Annotated in this window: 11 protein-coding genes, 1 tRNA gene, 2 rRNA genes and 1 other annotated feature; of the genes, 5 read left to right on the top strand and 9 right to left on the bottom strand. The window is 53.7% G+C overall.

Annotated elements, in window-relative coordinates:
• Positions 1–50: 50 nt before the first annotated feature.
• From M2422_RS19730 to rluD, 6 genes are all read right to left on the bottom strand, one after another.
• Positions 51–2,955: ribosomal RNA gene (locus M2422_RS19730) — 23S ribosomal RNA — on the bottom strand.
• A gap of 183 nt (positions 2,956–3,138) precedes the next feature.
• Positions 3,139–3,214 (bottom strand) — tRNA-Glu (locus M2422_RS19725).
• Positions 3,215–3,299: 85 nt separating this feature from the next.
• Positions 3,300–4,839, bottom strand: a 16S ribosomal RNA gene (locus tag M2422_RS19720).
• The 16S and 23S rRNA genes sit together here with 1 tRNA gene alongside, the layout of an rRNA operon.
• A gap of 428 nt (positions 4,840–5,267) precedes the next feature.
• Positions 5,268–7,841, bottom strand: a complete 2,574-nt coding sequence (clpB, locus tag M2422_RS19715) for an ATP-dependent chaperone ClpB (protein ID WP_023308864.1) — start codon at positions 7,839–7,841, stop codon at positions 5,268–5,270.
• Positions 7,842–7,970: 129 nt separating this feature from the next.
• Positions 7,971–8,702, bottom strand: coding sequence for a purine nucleoside phosphorylase YfiH (yfiH, locus tag M2422_RS19710; RefSeq protein WP_064673565.1), 732 nt, complete (start codon positions 8,700–8,702; stop codon positions 7,971–7,973).
• Positions 8,699–9,679 carry a 23S rRNA pseudouridine(1911/1915/1917) synthase RluD gene (gene rluD / locus M2422_RS19705; protein ID WP_033146247.1) on the bottom strand — a complete coding sequence of 327 codons (981 nt, stop codon included), beginning with the start codon at positions 9,677–9,679 and terminating at the stop codon, positions 8,699–8,701. The genes yfiH and rluD overlap by 4 nt, the downstream gene beginning before the upstream one ends.
• A gap of 131 nt (positions 9,680–9,810) precedes the next feature.
• On the opposite strand from rluD, the gene bamD reads away from it, so the two are divergent.
• The 4 genes from bamD (at position 9,811) to pheA (ending at position 12,585) form a co-directional block, all read left to right on the top strand.
• Positions 9,811–10,548 carry an outer membrane protein assembly factor BamD gene (gene bamD / locus M2422_RS19700; protein ID WP_023308867.1) on the top strand — a complete coding sequence of 246 codons (738 nt, stop codon included), beginning with the start codon at positions 9,811–9,813 and terminating at the stop codon, positions 10,546–10,548.
• Positions 10,549–10,816: 268 nt separating this feature from the next.
• On the top strand, positions 10,817–11,158 hold the full coding sequence (gene raiA, locus M2422_RS19695; RefSeq protein WP_003863162.1) for a ribosome-associated translation inhibitor RaiA: 342 nt from the start codon (positions 10,817–10,819) through the stop codon (positions 11,156–11,158).
• Positions 11,159–11,268: 110 nt separating this feature from the next.
• Positions 11,269–11,394 (top strand) — a sequence feature (Phe leader region).
• Positions 11,270–11,317 carry a pheA operon leader peptide PheL gene (gene pheL / locus M2422_RS19690; RefSeq protein ID WP_100249759.1) on the top strand — a complete coding sequence of 16 codons (48 nt, stop codon included), beginning with the start codon at positions 11,270–11,272 and terminating at the stop codon, positions 11,315–11,317. Its footprint overlaps the feature before it by 48 nt.
• Before the next feature lie 30 nt (positions 11,395–11,424).
• Positions 11,425–12,585: a bifunctional chorismate mutase/prephenate dehydratase gene (gene pheA / locus M2422_RS19685; protein WP_064673564.1), complete on the top strand. Its 1,161-nt coding sequence runs from the start codon at positions 11,425–11,427 to the stop codon at positions 12,583–12,585.
• Here the strand turns inward: pheA and M2422_RS19680 are convergent.
• The 3 genes from M2422_RS19680 to aroF are packed head-to-tail and all read right to left on the bottom strand — an operon-like array spanning position 12,582 to position 15,717.
• On the bottom strand, positions 12,582–13,454 hold the full coding sequence (locus tag M2422_RS19680) for an SMP-30/gluconolactonase/LRE family protein (protein ID WP_064673563.1): 873 nt from the start codon (positions 13,452–13,454) through the stop codon (positions 12,582–12,584). The genes pheA and M2422_RS19680 overlap by 4 nt on opposite strands.
• Before the next feature lie 60 nt (positions 13,455–13,514).
• Positions 13,515–14,636 (bottom strand): bifunctional chorismate mutase/prephenate dehydrogenase, encoded by a 1,122-nt coding sequence (gene tyrA, locus M2422_RS19675; protein WP_033146250.1) that lies wholly within the window; start codon positions 14,634–14,636, stop codon positions 13,515–13,517.
• A 10-nt stretch (positions 14,637–14,646) separates the two neighbouring features.
• Positions 14,647–15,717: a 3-deoxy-7-phosphoheptulonate synthase AroF gene (aroF, locus tag M2422_RS19670; protein WP_033146251.1), complete on the bottom strand. Its 1,071-nt coding sequence runs from the start codon at positions 15,715–15,717 to the stop codon at positions 14,647–14,649.
• 214 nt (positions 15,718–15,931) lie between these two features.
• Here aroF and M2422_RS19665 point away from each other — a divergent pair, with 214 nt between their 5' ends.
• On the top strand, positions 15,932–16,306 hold the full coding sequence (locus M2422_RS19665; RefSeq protein ID WP_064673562.1) for a DUF2799 domain-containing protein: 375 nt from the start codon (positions 15,932–15,934) through the stop codon (positions 16,304–16,306).
• The last annotated feature ends 8 nt before the right edge of the window (positions 16,307–16,314 follow it).

The raw sequence follows: 16,314 nt of genomic DNA, 5'->3' as shown, positions 1-16,314 counted from the left end.
CAGGCTGAAAATCATGTCTGTCTCATCCGCCGAAACAGCTTCGGCGTTGTAAGGTTAAGCCTCACGGTTCATTAGTATCGGTTAGCTCAACGCATCGCTGCGCTTACACACCCGACCTATCAACGTCGTAGTCTTCAACGTTCCTTCAGGACTCTCAAGGAGTCAGGGAGAACTCATCTCGGGGCAAGTTTCGTGCTTAGATGCTTTCAGCACTTATCTTTTCCGCATTTAGCTACCGGGCAGTGCCATTGGCATGACAACCCGAACACCAGTGATGCGTCCACTCCGGTCCTCTCGTACTAGGAGCAGCCCCCCTCAATTCTCCAGCGCCCACGGCAGATAGGGACCGAACTGTCTCACGACGTTCTAAACCCAGCTCGCGTACCACTTTAAATGGCGAACAGCCATACCCTTGGGACCTACTTCAGCCCCAGGATGTGATGAGCCGACATCGAGGTGCCAAACACCGCCGTCGATATGAACTCTTGGGCGGTATCAGCCTGTTATCCCCGGAGTACCTTTTATCCGTTGAGCGATGGCCCTTCCATTCAGAACCACCGGATCACTATGACCTGCTTTCGCACCTGCTCGAGCCGTCACTCTCGCAGTCAAGCTAGCTTATGCCATTGCACTAACCTCCTGATGTCCGACCAGGATTAGCTAACCTTCGTGCTCCTCCGTTACTCTTTGGGAGGAGACCGCCCCAGTCAAACTACCCACCAGACACTGTCCGCAACCCGGATTACGGGTCTACGTTAGAACACCAGCCATTAAAGGGTGGTATTTCAAGGTCGGCTCCACGCAGACTGGCGTCCACGCTTCAAAGCCTCCCACCTATCCTACACATCAAGGACCAGTGTTCAGTGTCAAGCTATAGTAAAGGTTCACGGGGTCTTTCCGTCTTGCCGCGGGTACACTGCATCTTCACAGCGAGTTCAATTTCACTGAGTCTCGGGTGGAGACAGCCTGGCCATCATTACGCCATTCGTGCAGGTCGGAACTTACCCGACAAGGAATTTCGCTACCTTAGGACCGTTATAGTTACGGCCGCCGTTTACCGGGGCTTCGATCAAGAGCTTCGCGTTACCGCTAACCCCATCAATTAACCTTCCGGCACCGGGCAGGCGTCACACCGTATACGTCCACTTTCGTGTTTGCACAGTGCTGTGTTTTTAATAAACAGTTGCAGCCAGCTGGTATCTTCGACTGATTTCAGCTCCACCCGCAGGGGCTTCACCTACATATCAGCGTGCCTTCTCCCGAAGTTACGGCACCATTTTGCCTAGTTCCTTCACCCGAGTTCTCTCAAGCGCCTTGGTATTCTCTACCTGACCACCTGTGTCGGTTTGGGGTACGATTTCGTGTTACCTGATGCTTAGAGGCTTTTCCTGGAAGCAGGGCATTTGTTACTTCAGCACCGTAGTGCCTCGTCATCACACCTCAGCGTTAAAAGGTACCGGATTTACCTGGAACCTCCGCCTACATGCTTAAACCGGGACAACCGTCGCCCGGCTAACATAGCCTTCTCCGTCCCCCCTTCGCAGTAACACCAAGTACAGGAATATTAACCTGTTTCCCATCGACTACGCCTTTCGGCCTCGCCTTAGGGGTCGACTCACCCTGCCCCGATTAACGTTGGACAGGAACCCTTGGTCTTCCGGCGAGCGGGCTTTTCACCCGCTTTATCGTTACTTATGTCAGCATTCGCACTTCTGATACCTCCAGCATGCCTCACAGCACACCTTCAACGGCTTACAGAACGCTCCCCTACCCAACAACACCTGAGTGTCGCTGCCGCAGCTTCGGTGCATGGTTTAGCCCCGTTACATCTTCCGCGCAGGCCGACTCGACCAGTGAGCTATTACGCTTTCTTTAAATGATGGCTGCTTCTAAGCCAACATCCTGGCTGTCTGTGCCTTCCCACATCGTTTCCCACTTAACCATGACTTTGGGACCTTAGCTGGCGGTCTGGGTTGTTTCCCTCTTCACGACGGACGTTAGCACCCGCCGTGTGTCTCCCGTGATAACATTCTTCGGTATTCGTAGTTTGCATCGGGTTGGTAAGCCGGGATGGCCCCCTAGCCGAAACAGTGCTCTACCCCCGAAGATGAGTTCACGAGGCGCTACCTAAATAGCTTTCGGGGAGAACCAGCTATCTCCCGGTTTGATTGGCCTTTCACCCCCAGCCACAAGTCATCCGCTAATTTTTCAACATTAGTCGGTTCGGTCCTCCAGTTAGTGTTACCCAACCTTCAACCTGCCCATGGCTAGATCACCGGGTTTCGGGTCTATACCCTGCAACTTAACGCCCAGTTAAGACTCGGTTTCCCTTCGGCTCCCCTATACGGTTAACCTTGCTACAGAATATAAGTCGCTGACCCATTATACAAAAGGTACGCAGTCACACCACGAAGGTGCTCCCACTGCTTGTACGTACACGGTTTCAGGTTCTTTTTCACTCCCCTCGCCGGGGTTCTTTTCGCCTTTCCCTCACGGTACTGGTTCACTATCGGTCAGTCAGGAGTATTTAGCCTTGGAGGATGGTCCCCCCATATTCAGACAGGATACCACGTGTCCCGCCCTACTCTTCGAGTTCACAGCCTGTGTGCTTTCGTGTACGGGACTGTCACCCTGTACCGTGCGACTTTCCAGACGCTTCCACTAACACACAAGCTGATTCAGACTCTGGGCTGCTCCCCGTTCGCTCGCCGCTACTGGGGGAATCTCGGTTGATTTCTTTTCCTCGGGGTACTTAGATGTTTCAGTTCCCCCGGTTCGCCTCGTTAACCTATGTATTCAGTTAACGATAGTGCAACGAATTGCACTGGGTTTCCCCATTCGGACATCGCCGGGTCAAAGGTTCATATCACCTCGCCGGCGCTTTTCGCAGATTAGCACGTCCTTCATCGCCTCTGACTGCCAGGGCATCCACCGTGTACGCTTAGTCGCTTAACCTCACAACCCGAAGATGTTTCACTTCATGATTGCGAAAATTTGAGAGACTCGAACACACATAACATGTGTGTCGTTTCAATTTTCAGCTTGATCCAGATTTTTAAAGAGCAAATATCTCAAACGTCACCCGAAGATGAGTTTTGAGATATAGGGGTCGGCGACTTTCACTCACGAACCAGCAAGTGGCGTCCCCTAGGGGATTCGAACCCCTGTTACCGCCGTGAAAGGGCGGTGTCCTGGGCCTCTAGACGAAGGGGACACTGAAGTCTCAATCGCAAGACGCCTTGCTATTTACTTTTCATCAGACAATCTGTGTGAGCACTACAAAGGCAGGTTCTTTAAGGTAAGGAGGTGATCCAACCGCAGGTTCCCCTACGGTTACCTTGTTACGACTTCACCCCAGTCATGAATCACAAAGTGGTAAGCGCCCTCCCGAAGGTTAAGCTACCTACTTCTTTTGCAACCCACTCCCATGGTGTGACGGGCGGTGTGTACAAGGCCCGGGAACGTATTCACCGTAGCATTCTGATCTACGATTACTAGCGATTCCGACTTCATGGAGTCGAGTTGCAGACTCCAATCCGGACTACGACGCACTTTATGAGGTCCGCTTGCTCTCGCGAGGTCGCTTCTCTTTGTATGCGCCATTGTAGCACGTGTGTAGCCCTACTCGTAAGGGCCATGATGACTTGACGTCATCCCCACCTTCCTCCAGTTTATCACTGGCAGTCTCCTTTGAGTTCCCGGCCTAACCGCTGGCAACAAAGGATAAGGGTTGCGCTCGTTGCGGGACTTAACCCAACATTTCACAACACGAGCTGACGACAGCCATGCAGCACCTGTCTCAGAGTTCCCGAAGGCACCAATCCATCTCTGGAAAGTTCTCTGGATGTCAAGAGTAGGTAAGGTTCTTCGCGTTGCATCGAATTAAACCACATGCTCCACCGCTTGTGCGGGCCCCCGTCAATTCATTTGAGTTTTAACCTTGCGGCCGTACTCCCCAGGCGGTCGACTTAACGCGTTAGCTCCGGAAGCCACGCCTCAAGGGCACAACCTCCAAGTCGACATCGTTTACGGCGTGGACTACCAGGGTATCTAATCCTGTTTGCTCCCCACGCTTTCGCACCTGAGCGTCAGTCTTTGTCCAGGGGGCCGCCTTCGCCACCGGTATTCCTCCAGATCTCTACGCATTTCACCGCTACACCTGGAATTCTACCCCCCTCTACAAGACTCTAGCCTGCCAGTTTCGAATGCAGTTCCCAGGTTGAGCCCGGGGATTTCACATCCGACTTGACAGACCGCCTGCGTGCGCTTTACGCCCAGTAATTCCGATTAACGCTTGCACCCTCCGTATTACCGCGGCTGCTGGCACGGAGTTAGCCGGTGCTTCTTCTGCGGGTAACGTCAATTGCTGAGGTTATTAACCTCAACACCTTCCTCCCCGCTGAAAGTACTTTACAACCCGAAGGCCTTCTTCATACACGCGGCATGGCTGCATCAGGCTTGCGCCCATTGTGCAATATTCCCCACTGCTGCCTCCCGTAGGAGTCTGGACCGTGTCTCAGTTCCAGTGTGGCTGGTCATCCTCTCAGACCAGCTAGGGATCGTCGCCTAGGTGAGCCGTTACCCCACCTACTAGCTAATCCCATCTGGGCACATCTGATGGCAAGAGGCCCGAAGGTCCCCCTCTTTGGTCTTGCGACGTTATGCGGTATTAGCTACCGTTTCCAGTAGTTATCCCCCTCCATCAGGCAGTTTCCCAGACATTACTCACCCGTCCGCCGCTCGTCACCCGAGAGCAAGCTCTCTGTGCTACCGCTCGACTTGCATGTGTTAGGCCTGCCGCCAGCGTTCAATCTGAGCCATGATCAAACTCTTCAATTTAAGTTTGATGCTCGTGAATTAAACTTCGTAATGAATTACGTATGTTCACTCAGAGACTTGGCATTCATTTTTCGTCTTGCGACGTTAAGAATCCATGTCACTTTGAGTGCCCACACAGATTGTCTGATAAATTGTTAAAGAGCAGTGCCGCTTCGCTTTTCGCAGCGGCGCGGGGTGTGCACATTACGCTTTCCCGCTTCAGAGTCAAGTGATTAATTTCGCTTTTCTCTGCTGACCCGGCGGCGTGTGTGCCGTTGTTCCGTGTCAGTGGAGGCGCATTATAGGGAGTTATTCCGAACCTGCAAGGGTAAAGTGAAAATTATTTACTAACTGCTCACTTTCCAGGCAAACCATACTCCAGACCTCAATTTTCGCCTGGTTTTTAAACAAAAACGAGCCGCAAGCAGCTCGTTTTTGCGTTTTGTGACTTACTGCACTGCCACAATGCGATCGTCGTTGGCTTCCAGACGGATAACTTTGCCAGGGATCAGCTCTCCGGAGAGGATCTGCTGCGCCAGCGGGTTTTCGATCTGCTGCTGGATAGCACGTTTCAATGGACGCGCACCGTACACCGGATCGTAACCATTCTCGCTCAGCAGCTTCAGGGCCTCGTCGGAGATGTGAATTTCATATCCACGCTCTTCCAGACGTTTGTACAGACGCTGCAGCTGGATCTGCGCAATCGACGCAATGTGTTTCTCACCCAGAGGATGGAATACCACCACTTCATCAATACGGTTGATGAACTCAGGACGGAAGTTATGGCTCACGACACCGAGCACCAGATCCTTCATATGGCTATAGTCCAGTTCACCGAAACGTTCCTGAATCAAATCGGAACCCAGGTTCGAGGTCATGATGACAACCGTATTACGGAAGTCGACCGTTCTCCCCTGCCCGTCGGTCAGACGGCCATCATCCAGCACCTGAAGCAGGATGTTGAACACATCAGGGTGCGCTTTTTCCACCTCATCCAGCAGGATGACGGAATAAGGGCGACGGCGAACCGCTTCCGTCAGGTACCCCCCTTCTTCATAACCTACGTATCCCGGAGGCGCGCCGACCAGACGTGAGACGGAGTGTTTTTCCATAAACTCGGACATGTCGATACGTACCATCGCATCGTCGCTGTCGAACATAAAGTTAGCCAGCGCTTTACACAGCTCGGTTTTACCGACCCCCGTCGGCCCCAGGAACAGGAACGAACCAATCGGACGGTTTGGATCGGACAACCCTGCGCGGCTACGGCGAATGGCGTTGGAAACCGCCTCAACCGCTTCGTTCTGACCAATCACCCGATTGTGGAGATCCTGCTCCATGCGCAGCAGTTTTTCACGCTCGCCTTCCAGCATGCGCGCCACCGGAATACCGGTCCAGCGAGCAAGCACTTCCGCGATTTCCGCATCCGTCACTTTATTACGTAACAGACGCATCGTTTTCCCTTCTGACTGCGTCGCTATCTCAAGCTGTTTTTCCAGCTCAGGAATTTTGCCGTACTGCAGTTCAGACATCCGCGCCAGATCGCCGACACGGCGAGCCTGCTCAATGGCAATTTTTGCCTGTTCGAGTTCAGCTTTAATGGTCTGAGTGCCGGAAAGGGATGCTTTCTCGGCTTTCCACTCTTCTTCCAGCTCAGAATACTGGCGCTCTTTATCGTCCAGTTCTTCATTGAGCATATCCAGGCGTTTCTTACTGGCTTCATCAGACTCTTTCTTCAGCGCCTGCTGTTCCAGCTTGAGCTGAATGATGCGTCGGTCGAGCCTATCCAGCTCTTCCGGTTTCGAGTCAATCTGCATACGAATGCTCGAAGCCGCTTCATCAATAAGGTCGATCGCTTTATCCGGCAGCTGGCGGTCAGCAATGTAACGGTGTGAAAGCGTCGCTGCCGCAACGATAGCCGGGTCAGTGATCTGCACGTGGTGGTGCAGTTCATAGCGCTCCTTCAAACCACGCAGGATCGCGATGGTATCTTCAACGCTTGGCTCAGCAACAAACACTTTCTGGAAACGACGTTCCAGCGCAGCATCTTTCTCAATGTACTGACGGTACTCGTCGAGCGTGGTGGCACCGACGCAGTGAAGTTCACCGCGCGCCAGCGCAGGTTTCAGCATGTTCCCGGCATCCATCGCGCCGTCCGCTTTACCGGCACCGACCATAGTGTGCAGTTCGTCGATAAACAGGATAACGTTCCCTTCCTGCTTCGCCAGGTCGTTAAGCACGCCTTTCAGACGCTCCTCAAACTCACCGCGGTATTTCGCACCGGCCACCAGCGCGCCCATATCCAGCGCCAGTACGCGGCGGCCTTTCAGGCCTTCCGGCACTTCGCCGTTGACGATACGCTGCGCCAGCCCTTCAACGATGGCGGTTTTACCGACACCCGGTTCACCAATCAGCACCGGGTTGTTCTTGGTACGACGCTGCAGTACCTGAATCGTACGGCGGATTTCTTCGTCACGGCCGATAACCGGATCAAGTTTGCCCTGTTCAGCACGCTCGGTCAGATCGACCGTAAATTTCTTCAAAGCCTGACGTTGGTCTTCGGCTCCCTGATCGTTCACGCTTTCACCTCCGCGCATTTTCTCAATCGCCTGAGTCACATTGGCGGTGGTCGCACCGGCAGATTTCAGCAGGTCGGTCAAGGTACCGCGTGATTCAAGCGCCGCCAGAACAAACAGCTCTGACGAAATAAAGTTGTCCCCACGTTTTTGCGCCAGCTTGTCGCAAAGGTTAAGCACGCGCACCAAATCCTGAGACGGCTGAACGTCGCCGCCGGTACCTTCTACCTGCGGTAAACGGCTCAGCGCCTGATCGATGGCGGTGCGTAACTGGCCAGCATTAATGCCAGCGGACGTTAATAAAGGACGTACCGATCCCCCTTCCTGATTCAGCAAGGCGCTCATTAAATGAAGAGGTTCGATAAATTGGTTGTCGTGCCCCAGTGCGAGGGACTGGGCATCGGCGAGAGCAAGCTGGAATTTATTAGTAAGACGATCCAGACGCATAACTCCTCCCATAACAGGTCAAATTTGCTACTGGAGATTAAATGAGGTCATCCCTCAATTATTCAAGGTTAATGACCTGAATTATGTGAAAAGAAAACGGCACGTACCGGATCGTCTTGATTCTTTAGGTTATATCAGCCAAATGAAACTTGCCATACGCCCCGTGGTCTTGTCGCGACGATAGGAGAAAAAATCACCCTTTTCGGTGAATGTGCAGCGATCGCCGCCGAAGATCTGCATCACGCCAACGTTATTTAGACGCTGGTGGGCGAGCTGGTAAATATCAGCCAGATATTTATCCCCCGAAGGCAGGAAGGCTTCAACCGCTTGCGGATCTTTTTCCATAAAGGCTTCGCGAACCTCTGGCCCCACTTCGAAAGCGCGAGGACCAATGGCCGGGCCAAGCCAGGCCATAATATTGGCTGGCTCATCGCTAAAGCAGGCGACAGTTTCTTCGAGCACGCCTTCACACAGACCACGCCAGCCCGCGTGTGCTGCAGCCACCTCGGTACCTGCACGGTTACAGAACAGAACCGGCAGACAATCGGCGGTCATCACGGCACAAACGGTTCCCGGAGTATTACTGTAAGAGGCATCAGCGCGTTTAGAAGCATAGGGTTCTCCCGTCAACTTCAGCACCGCGTTACCATGAACCTGTTCCAGCCAGACCGGTTTCGACGGCAAGTTCCCCGCAGCAAACAGACGTCTGCGGTTCTCTTCAACATGTTCCAGGTTGTCGCCACAGTGCGCACCGAGGTTCAAAGACTCCCACGCGCCCTGGCTAACACCGCCAATACGGGTTGAACTGCAGGCAGCCACGCCAGCAGGCAATGGCCACTCCGGGACAATCAGTTTGGTCATAACCAGTCCACTTGATCCTTATGTTCTTCGAAATCAGCACGCATGGCGTCGATAAGATCCACCATATCCTGCGGGATAGGCGCATGCCACTCCATCTGAATACCGGTGATAGGGTGGTAAAGACGCAGCATGGTCGCGTGCAGCGCCTGACGATCGAATTTACGCAATACGCTGATGAACTCATCCGATGCGCCTTTAGGTGGACGCGGGCGGCCACCGTATACCTGATCCCCGACCAGCGGATGGGTAATGTGGGCCATATGCACGCGGATCTGGTGAGTACGTCCGGTTTCCAGACGCAGACGCAGGCGCGTATGAATACGGAAGTGCTCCATAATGCGATAGTGCGTCACCGCCGGTTTACCCATCGGATGCACCGACATATGGGTACGTTTGGTTGGGTGACGGCTGATTGGCTCTTCCACCGTTCCGCCAGAGGTCATATGCCCAATGGCTACCGCTTCATACTCGCGGGTGATTTCGCGCAGCTGCAGCGATTCCACCAGACGGGTCTGAGCTGGAACGGTCTTCGCCACCACCATCAAACCGGTGGTGTCTTTATCCAGACGGTGCACGATGCCCGCGCGCGGGACATCCGCGATCGGCGGATAATAATGGAGAAGTGCGTTAAGTACCGTACCGTCAGGGTTCCCCGCGCCCGGATGAACAACCAGGTCGCGCGGCTTGTTGATCACCAGAATGTCATCATCTTCATAGATGATGTCCAGTGGGATATCCTGCGGCTCGAAGCGGATTTCCTCTTCGATTTCAGCATTGATGGCGACAGCTTCCCCACCTAACACTTTCTCTTTTGGTTTGTCCCAGATCTTGCCGTTTACCAGCACGCGCTGGTCAAGGATCCATTCTTTTATGCGTGAACGCGAATAATCAGGGAACAATTCGGCCAAAGCCTGATCTAAGCGTTGACCGAGCTGATTTTCGGAGACTGTTGCGGTGAGTTCTACTCGTTGTGCCATAAACTGCTTCTTCGTTTAACGTTGGGTTTTACGGCTTTGCCGTTTAATATAGTGTGCTATTGTAGCTGGTCTTAATCGGGAGCAGGAACAGAGTTTCTCCCGGACAAACATTTGAGGAAAGTCAAAACGTCATGACGCGCATGAAATATCTGGTGGCAGCGGCCACGTTGAGCCTGGCTTTGGTGGGCTGCTCCGGTTCAAATGAACAGGTCCCTGACAATCCGCCGAATGAAATCTATGCGACTGCACAACAAAAGTTGCAGGACGGTAACTGGAAACAGGCGATAACGCAACTGGAAGCGTTGGATAATCGCTATCCATTTGGTCCATATTCGCAGCAGGTACAGTTAGATCTCATCTACGCATACTATAAAAATGCCGACCTGCCGCTGGCTCAGGCAACTATCGATCGTTTCATGCGTCTGAACCCGACTCATCCTAACATCGACTATGTGATGTACATGCGCGGCCTCACCAACATGGCGCTGGACGACAGTGCGCTGCAGGGCTTCTTCGGCGTGGATCGTTCTGACCGTGACCCGCAGCATGCGCGTGATGCCTTCAATGACTTCTCCAAGCTGGTGCGCGGCTATCCGAACAGTCAGTACGTGACCGACGCGACCAAACGTCTGGTGTTCCTGAAAGATCGTCTGGCGAAATATGAATACTCCGTAGCGGAATACTATACCCGTCGTGGCGCATGGGTTGCCGTGGTTAACCGCGTAGAAGGTATGCTGCGTGATTATCCGGATACTCAGGCAACGCGCGACGGCCTGAAGCTGATGGAAAATGCTTACCGTCAGATGCAGATGACCGCTCAGGCTGAAAAAGTGGCGAAAATCATCGCCGCGAACAGCAGCAACACCTGATATTGCCTCAATGCAAAACGGCAGCCCGAAGGCTGCCGTTTTTTTATTCATTTTAGCGCGTCGCTGAAGCGCTTAAGCCTCAACACATCCAGTCAACTATGGCCCCAATTTTTACCTTCGACAAGGTAAATCTCACCTCTTCCTGCCCTGCCTCACAAAAAAGATTCCCTGACAAAAACCGACAAAATAACGTGATCTAAATCACACATTTTGACATTAGGTCGGGTATGCTGGAATCACCAAGACGGAAAGACAAGAGGTAAAATTTATGACAATGAACATTACCAGTAAACAAATGGAAATTACTCCGGCAATCCGCCAGCACGTCGCAGACCGTCTCGCCAAACTGGATAAATGGCAAACTCATTTGATTAATCCACATATCATCCTGTCCAAGGAGCCGCAGGGTTTCATCGCTGACGCAACTATCAATACTCCAAACGGCCATCTGGTCGCCAGCGCAAAACACGAGGATATGTACACCGCAATTAACGATTTGATCAACAAGCTGGAACGGCAGCTCAATAAAGTGCAACACAAAGGTGAAGCCCGTCGCGCCGCAACATCGGTGAAAGACGCCAGCTTCGCGGAAGAAGTTGAAGAAGAGTAATCCTTTAAATTGAGTGTACCGCCAACGCGCCTTCGGGCGCGTTTTTTGTTTTTTATTGACAGGGTGAAAACAGTACGGGTACTTTAACGGTATCAATCACAGGATGACTTTATGAAACTTACGCCGTTCTTCTTCGCATTCTTTTTTACCTTCCCCTGAACGGGAGGCGTTTCGTCGTGTGATAAAGAATGCGAAGACGAACAACAAGGCCTCCCACACCGGGGGGCCTTTTTTATTGATAACGATAAAATGAGACAGGCAACACTATGACACCGGAAAACCCGTTACTGGATCTGCGAGTAAAAATCAGCGCGCTGGATGAGAAACTGCTGGCGCTGCTGGCCGAACGCCGCGCCCTTGCCGTTGAAGTGGGCAAAGCCAAGCTGGACTCCCATCGGCCGGTACGAGATATCGACCGCGAGCGCGATCTGCTGGAACGTCTCATTCAGCTCGGCAAAGCGCATCACCTCGATGCCCACTACATTACCCGGTTGTTCCAGCTCATCATCGAAGACTCCGTTCTCACCCAGCAAGCGCTGCTCCAGCAGCATCTGAACAAAACCAATCCACACTCTGCGCGTATCGCCTTCCTCGGTCCGAAGGGATCTTATTCTCACCTGGCCGCACGTCAGTACGCCGCACGCCATTTCGAAGAATTTATTGAGAGCGGCTGCGCGAAGTTTGCCGACATATTTAATCAGGTTGAGACCGGCCAGGCGGATTACGCCGTCGTACCGATTGAAAACACCAGCTCCGGCGCCATCAACGACGTCTACGATTTGCTGCAGCACACCAGCCTGTCGCTGGTTGGCGAGCTGACGATCCCAATCGATCACTGCGTGCTGGTCTCCGGCTCAACGGACCTGAGCAAGATCGAAACGGTTTACAGTCATCCACAGCCGTTCCAGCAGTGCAGCCAGTTCCTGAACCGCTATCCGAACTGGAAAATTGAGTACACCGAAAGCACCTCGGCGGCGATGGAAAAAGTGGCGCAGGCTAACTCCCCAACCGTCGCCGCGCTCGGCAGCGAAGCAGGCGGGGCGCTGTATGGTTTACAGGTGCTGGAACGCAATCTGGCGAACCAGACGCAAAATATCACCCGCTTCGTGGTGCTGGCCCGCAAGGCGATCAATGTGTCAAACCAGGTGCCGGCCAAAACCACGCTGCTGATGGCGACCGGCCAACAGGCCGGTGCGCTGGTTGAAGCCCTGCTGGTGCTGCGTAACCACAACCTGATCATGACCAGGCTGGAATCACGCCCAATCCACGGTAACCCGTGGGAAGAGATGTTCTACCTCGATATCCAGGCCAACCTGGAATCTGCTTCCATGCAGAAGGCCCTGCGCGAACTGGGCGAGATCACGCGTTCCATGAAGGTGCTGGGCTGCTATCCGAGCGAAAACGTGGTCCCGGTTGACCCGGCTTAACGTTCGATGAACCGGCTTTTCTTCATCCCTGCCACGTTCACCGGCAGGGTGAAGATGGCGCCGGAGAGCGGATACTTCGCCACCTCGTCCGCATCCATATTTTCCCGCGTGGTGGTAATAAACAGCGTTTTCATGTCATCGCCCCCAAAGCAGACCATCGTCGGGCAACGCACCGGCATGCGGTATTCTTCCAGCTGCTCCCCTTGCGGAGAAAAACGCGCAATACGCCAGCCGCCAAACAGCGCGCTCCAGTAGCAGCCTTCCACATCCATGGCCGCGCCGTCCGGTATCCCTTCGCCCTCTTTAAACTGACGAAACACCTCGCGCCTGCCGGGTTCGCCCTTCTCATCAAGCTGCGTTCGGTAAATAACGCCGTTTGGCGTATCTGAAGTAAACATCCATTGATTATCAGGGCTAAACGCTAAGCCGTTGTGGCCGTGAATATCACACTGGATCACTTTCGGCGTCAGGTCGTTGTCGATGCGCATCAGCAGGGCACCGTTATAATCTCCCGGCCCCCAAAACGTGCCCGCGTAGAATCGTCCCAGAGAATCGGTGCCGCCGTCGTTAAAGCGTGCGAGCTGCGGGTTAGAGGGGTTATCGCACACCTTGCGGCGCAGCAGGCCGTGTTTATCGGTCAGCCAGATACCCGTTCGCATCGCAACGATAAAACCACCCTGCTCGCGCAGCGCGAAACAGCCCACCTCCTCATGGAAAGAGAGTACGGTGTGTTCTGCCGTCGGCAGATGGTAGCGGTGGATCTCCCCTTCCAGAATATCGGCCCAGTAGAGCGCGCGCTCTTCTGCGCTCCACGTCGGGCATTCAGGCAGATGCCCGGTGTAATTCAACAGCAGCTGCGGTTCGGCCATGACAGTTCCCCAAAATAAAAAAAGCCAGCATTGCTGGCTTTCAGTATATACATCATCGCATTACTGGCGACTGTCATTTGCCTGGCGCAACAGCGTCCGGCTCTCACTCTGGAAACGCTGCGCGTAATCGCCAAACCAGTGCTCAACCTTGCGGAAACTGTCGATAAACGCCTGCTTGTCTCCGTGCTCCAGCAGCGTAATGGCTTCGCCAAAGCGCTGATAGTAGCGCTTGATGAGCGCCAGATTGTTCTCGGAGGACATAATAATGTCCGCGTAAAGCTGCGGATCCTGAGCAAACAGGCGCCCGACCATCGCCAGCTCCAGACGATAGATAGGCGAAGAGAGCGCCAGAAGCTGTTCAAGCTGCACGTTCTCTTCCGCCAGATGCAGACCGTAGGCAAACGTCGCAAAGTGGCGCAGCGCCTGAATGAACGCCATGTTCTGATCGTGCTCGACCGCGCTGATGCGGTGCAATCGCGCGCCCCATACCTGAATCTGTTCCAGGAACCACTGATAGGCTTCCGGCTGACGACCGTCGCAGTAAACCACCACCTGCTTAGCCAGGCTGCCGCTGTCCGGGCCAAACATCGGGTGCAGACCCAGCACCGGGCCCGTATGCGCAGCCAGCATCGCCTGCAGCGGACCATTTTTGACGGAGGCCAAATCCACCAGGATACAATCTTTCGGTAAAGCAGGAAGCTTCCCGATGATCTGCTCCGTCACGTGGATCGGCACGCTGACGATAACCATCCCGGCATCTTTCATGAGTTCCGGAGCATGCGCCCAGTCCTCTTTTTCCAGAATGCGCACCTGATAGCCCGAAAGCGTCAGCATTTTTTCAAACAGACGCCCCATCTGTCCTGCCCCGCCGACAATCACCACCGGCCTCAGGGACGGACAGAGGGTTTTGAAGCCCTTGTCGTTTTCGCTGGAATAGGATTCCCGCATCACGCGACGCAGAACATCTTCAATTAAATCCGGCGAAACGCCCAGCGCCTGGGCCTCTTTGCGACGAGAGGCCAGCATTGAGGCTTCGCGCTCCGGGACGTAAATCGGCAGGCCGTATTTGCTTTTCACCTCACCGACTTCGGCAACCAGCGCCATGCGGCGCGCCAGCAGGTCCAGCAGCGCCTTATCCACTTCATCAATTTGATCGCGCAGTGCGGTCAATTCAGCAACCATAACTAACCTCTTAAGCCAGACGCGTCGCCAGCTGGCCTTTCAAATCTTTGTGGATCTCACGCAGCAGCGCATCGGTGGTTTCCCAGCTGATGCAGGCATCCGTCACGGAGACGCCGTGCTTCATTGCGCTACGCGGTTGTTCAGATGATTGATTGCCTTCATGAATATTGCTCTCAATCATCAGACCGATAATCGAACGGTTGCCATCTTTGATCTGTGCGACCACGGATTCCGCAACCGCAGGCTGGCGACGGTAATCTTTATTTGAATTACCATGACTGCAATCTACCATCAGTGCCGGGCGCAGTCCCGCCTGCTCCATCTCTTTTTCACACTGCGCCACGTCCGCCGGGCTGTAGTTAGGTGCTTTCCCGCCGCGCAGGATCACATGGCCGTCCGGGTTACCCTGCGTTTGCAGGAGGCAGACCTGACCCGCCTGGTTGATACCGACGAAACGGTGCGGCATCGCAGCAGCGCGCATGGCGTTGATCGCCGTCGCCAGGCTGCCATCGGTACCGTTTTTAAAGCCAACCGGCATTGACAGGCCAGACGCCATCTCGCGGTGGGTTTGCGATTCCGTGGTACGCGCGCCAATCGCCGACCAGCTGAACAGATCGCCCAGGTACTGCGGGCTGTTCGGGTCCAGCGCTTCGGTTGCCAGCGGCAGTCCCATGCTGACCAGCTCCACCAGCAGGCGACGCGCAATCTTCAGGCCTGCTTCCACATCAAACGAGCCATCCATGTGCGGATCGTTAATCAACCCTTTCCAGCCGACGGTCGTACGTGGCTTCTCAAAATAGACGCGCATCACCAGATAGAGGCTATCGCTGACCTCCTCCGCTAACGCTTTAAATCGACGAGCATATTCAATGGCGGTTTCAGGATCGTGAATGGAGCAAGGACCGCATACCACCAGCAGGCGCGGATCGCGGCCGGCGATAATGTCAGAAATGGTCTGGCGAGAGTGCTCGATCTGAGCCTCCTGCGCGACGCTCAGCGGAAATTCCGCTTTCAGTTGATCCGGAGTGATTAACACCTGTTCGTCAGTGATATGTACGTTGTTCAGCGCGTCTTTTTGCATGATGGCGATCCTGTAAAGCTCGTTTGCGATAGTTGTTTTCCTCAATGAGGTGAAACCACGATACCATAAAAAGTAAACATTTCAATCCAAAATACGTACACATTACTTTACACATACCAATTTATTGCAAAAATCAGCCAATAAAAACGTAAACTTTAAATTACAGACAGGTTTTCTTTAGCCAGGCTATGCTGAAGAAAAAAGGAGAATGGCTATGCGTTCAATTGCTCTCGCGCTGTTGTCGCTGTTTTTAACGGGCTGTCAGATCAATCCTTACACCTTCCAGCCCGACTGGACCAGCCCATCCTGGTTTGATGCAGGTAAAGAAGACGCCATGAATGGCCTGCCGGTTAAAGATAACCAGGCCCTGGCCGATAGTTTTAACGACACACACGTTGATCGTAGTGAATATCTTCGCGGCTATGCTGATGGTCAGAAGAAAATCTGCGAAGAAGGGTTTATTCACGCCTGGGGATTAGCAGGCAAATCTTTCCCTGCCAGTTGCGATACAGCCGAAAACGCGGCAAAACTGCGTGCGTCATGGCAGCAAGGGATGGATGAAAGTATGCGCTCCAGCAGACTGAATTAATCTATTTT

It is taken from the genome of Enterobacter sp. SLBN-59, from assembly GCF_024807915.1.
Lineage (GTDB): Bacteria > Pseudomonadota > Gammaproteobacteria > Enterobacterales > Enterobacteriaceae > Enterobacter > Enterobacter asburiae_B.
The sequence above is the reverse complement of the archived record's forward strand: the minus strand, read 5'-3'. Positions and strand labels throughout refer to the sequence as shown.

Bases quoted from the DNA above. Each gene is read 5' to 3' on its own strand.
- aroF (WP_033146251.1), bottom strand. From the start codon at position 15,717: ATGCAAAAAGACGCGCTGAACAACGTACATATCACTGACGAACAGGTG.
- yfiH (WP_064673565.1), bottom strand. From the start codon at position 8,702: ATGACCAAACTGATTGTCCCGGAGTGGCCATTGCCTGCTGGCGTGGCT.
- raiA (WP_003863162.1), top strand. From the start codon at position 10,817: ATGACAATGAACATTACCAGTAAACAAATGGAAATTACTCCGGCAATC.
- pheA (WP_064673564.1), top strand. From the start codon at position 11,425: ATGACACCGGAAAACCCGTTACTGGATCTGCGAGTAAAAATCAGCGCG.
- rluD (WP_033146247.1), bottom strand. From the start codon at position 9,679: ATGGCACAACGAGTAGAACTCACCGCAACAGTCTCCGAAAATCAGCTC.
- bamD (WP_023308867.1), top strand. From the start codon at position 9,811: ATGACGCGCATGAAATATCTGGTGGCAGCGGCCACGTTGAGCCTGGCT.
- M2422_RS19665 (WP_064673562.1), top strand. From the start codon at position 15,932: ATGCGTTCAATTGCTCTCGCGCTGTTGTCGCTGTTTTTAACGGGCTGT.
- M2422_RS19680 (WP_064673563.1), bottom strand. From the start codon at position 13,454: ATGGCCGAACCGCAGCTGCTGTTGAATTACACCGGGCATCTGCCTGAA.
- tyrA (WP_033146250.1), bottom strand. From the start codon at position 14,636: ATGGTTGCTGAATTGACCGCACTGCGCGATCAAATTGATGAAGTGGAT.
- clpB (WP_023308864.1), bottom strand. From the start codon at position 7,841: ATGCGTCTGGATCGTCTTACTAATAAATTCCAGCTTGCTCTCGCCGAT.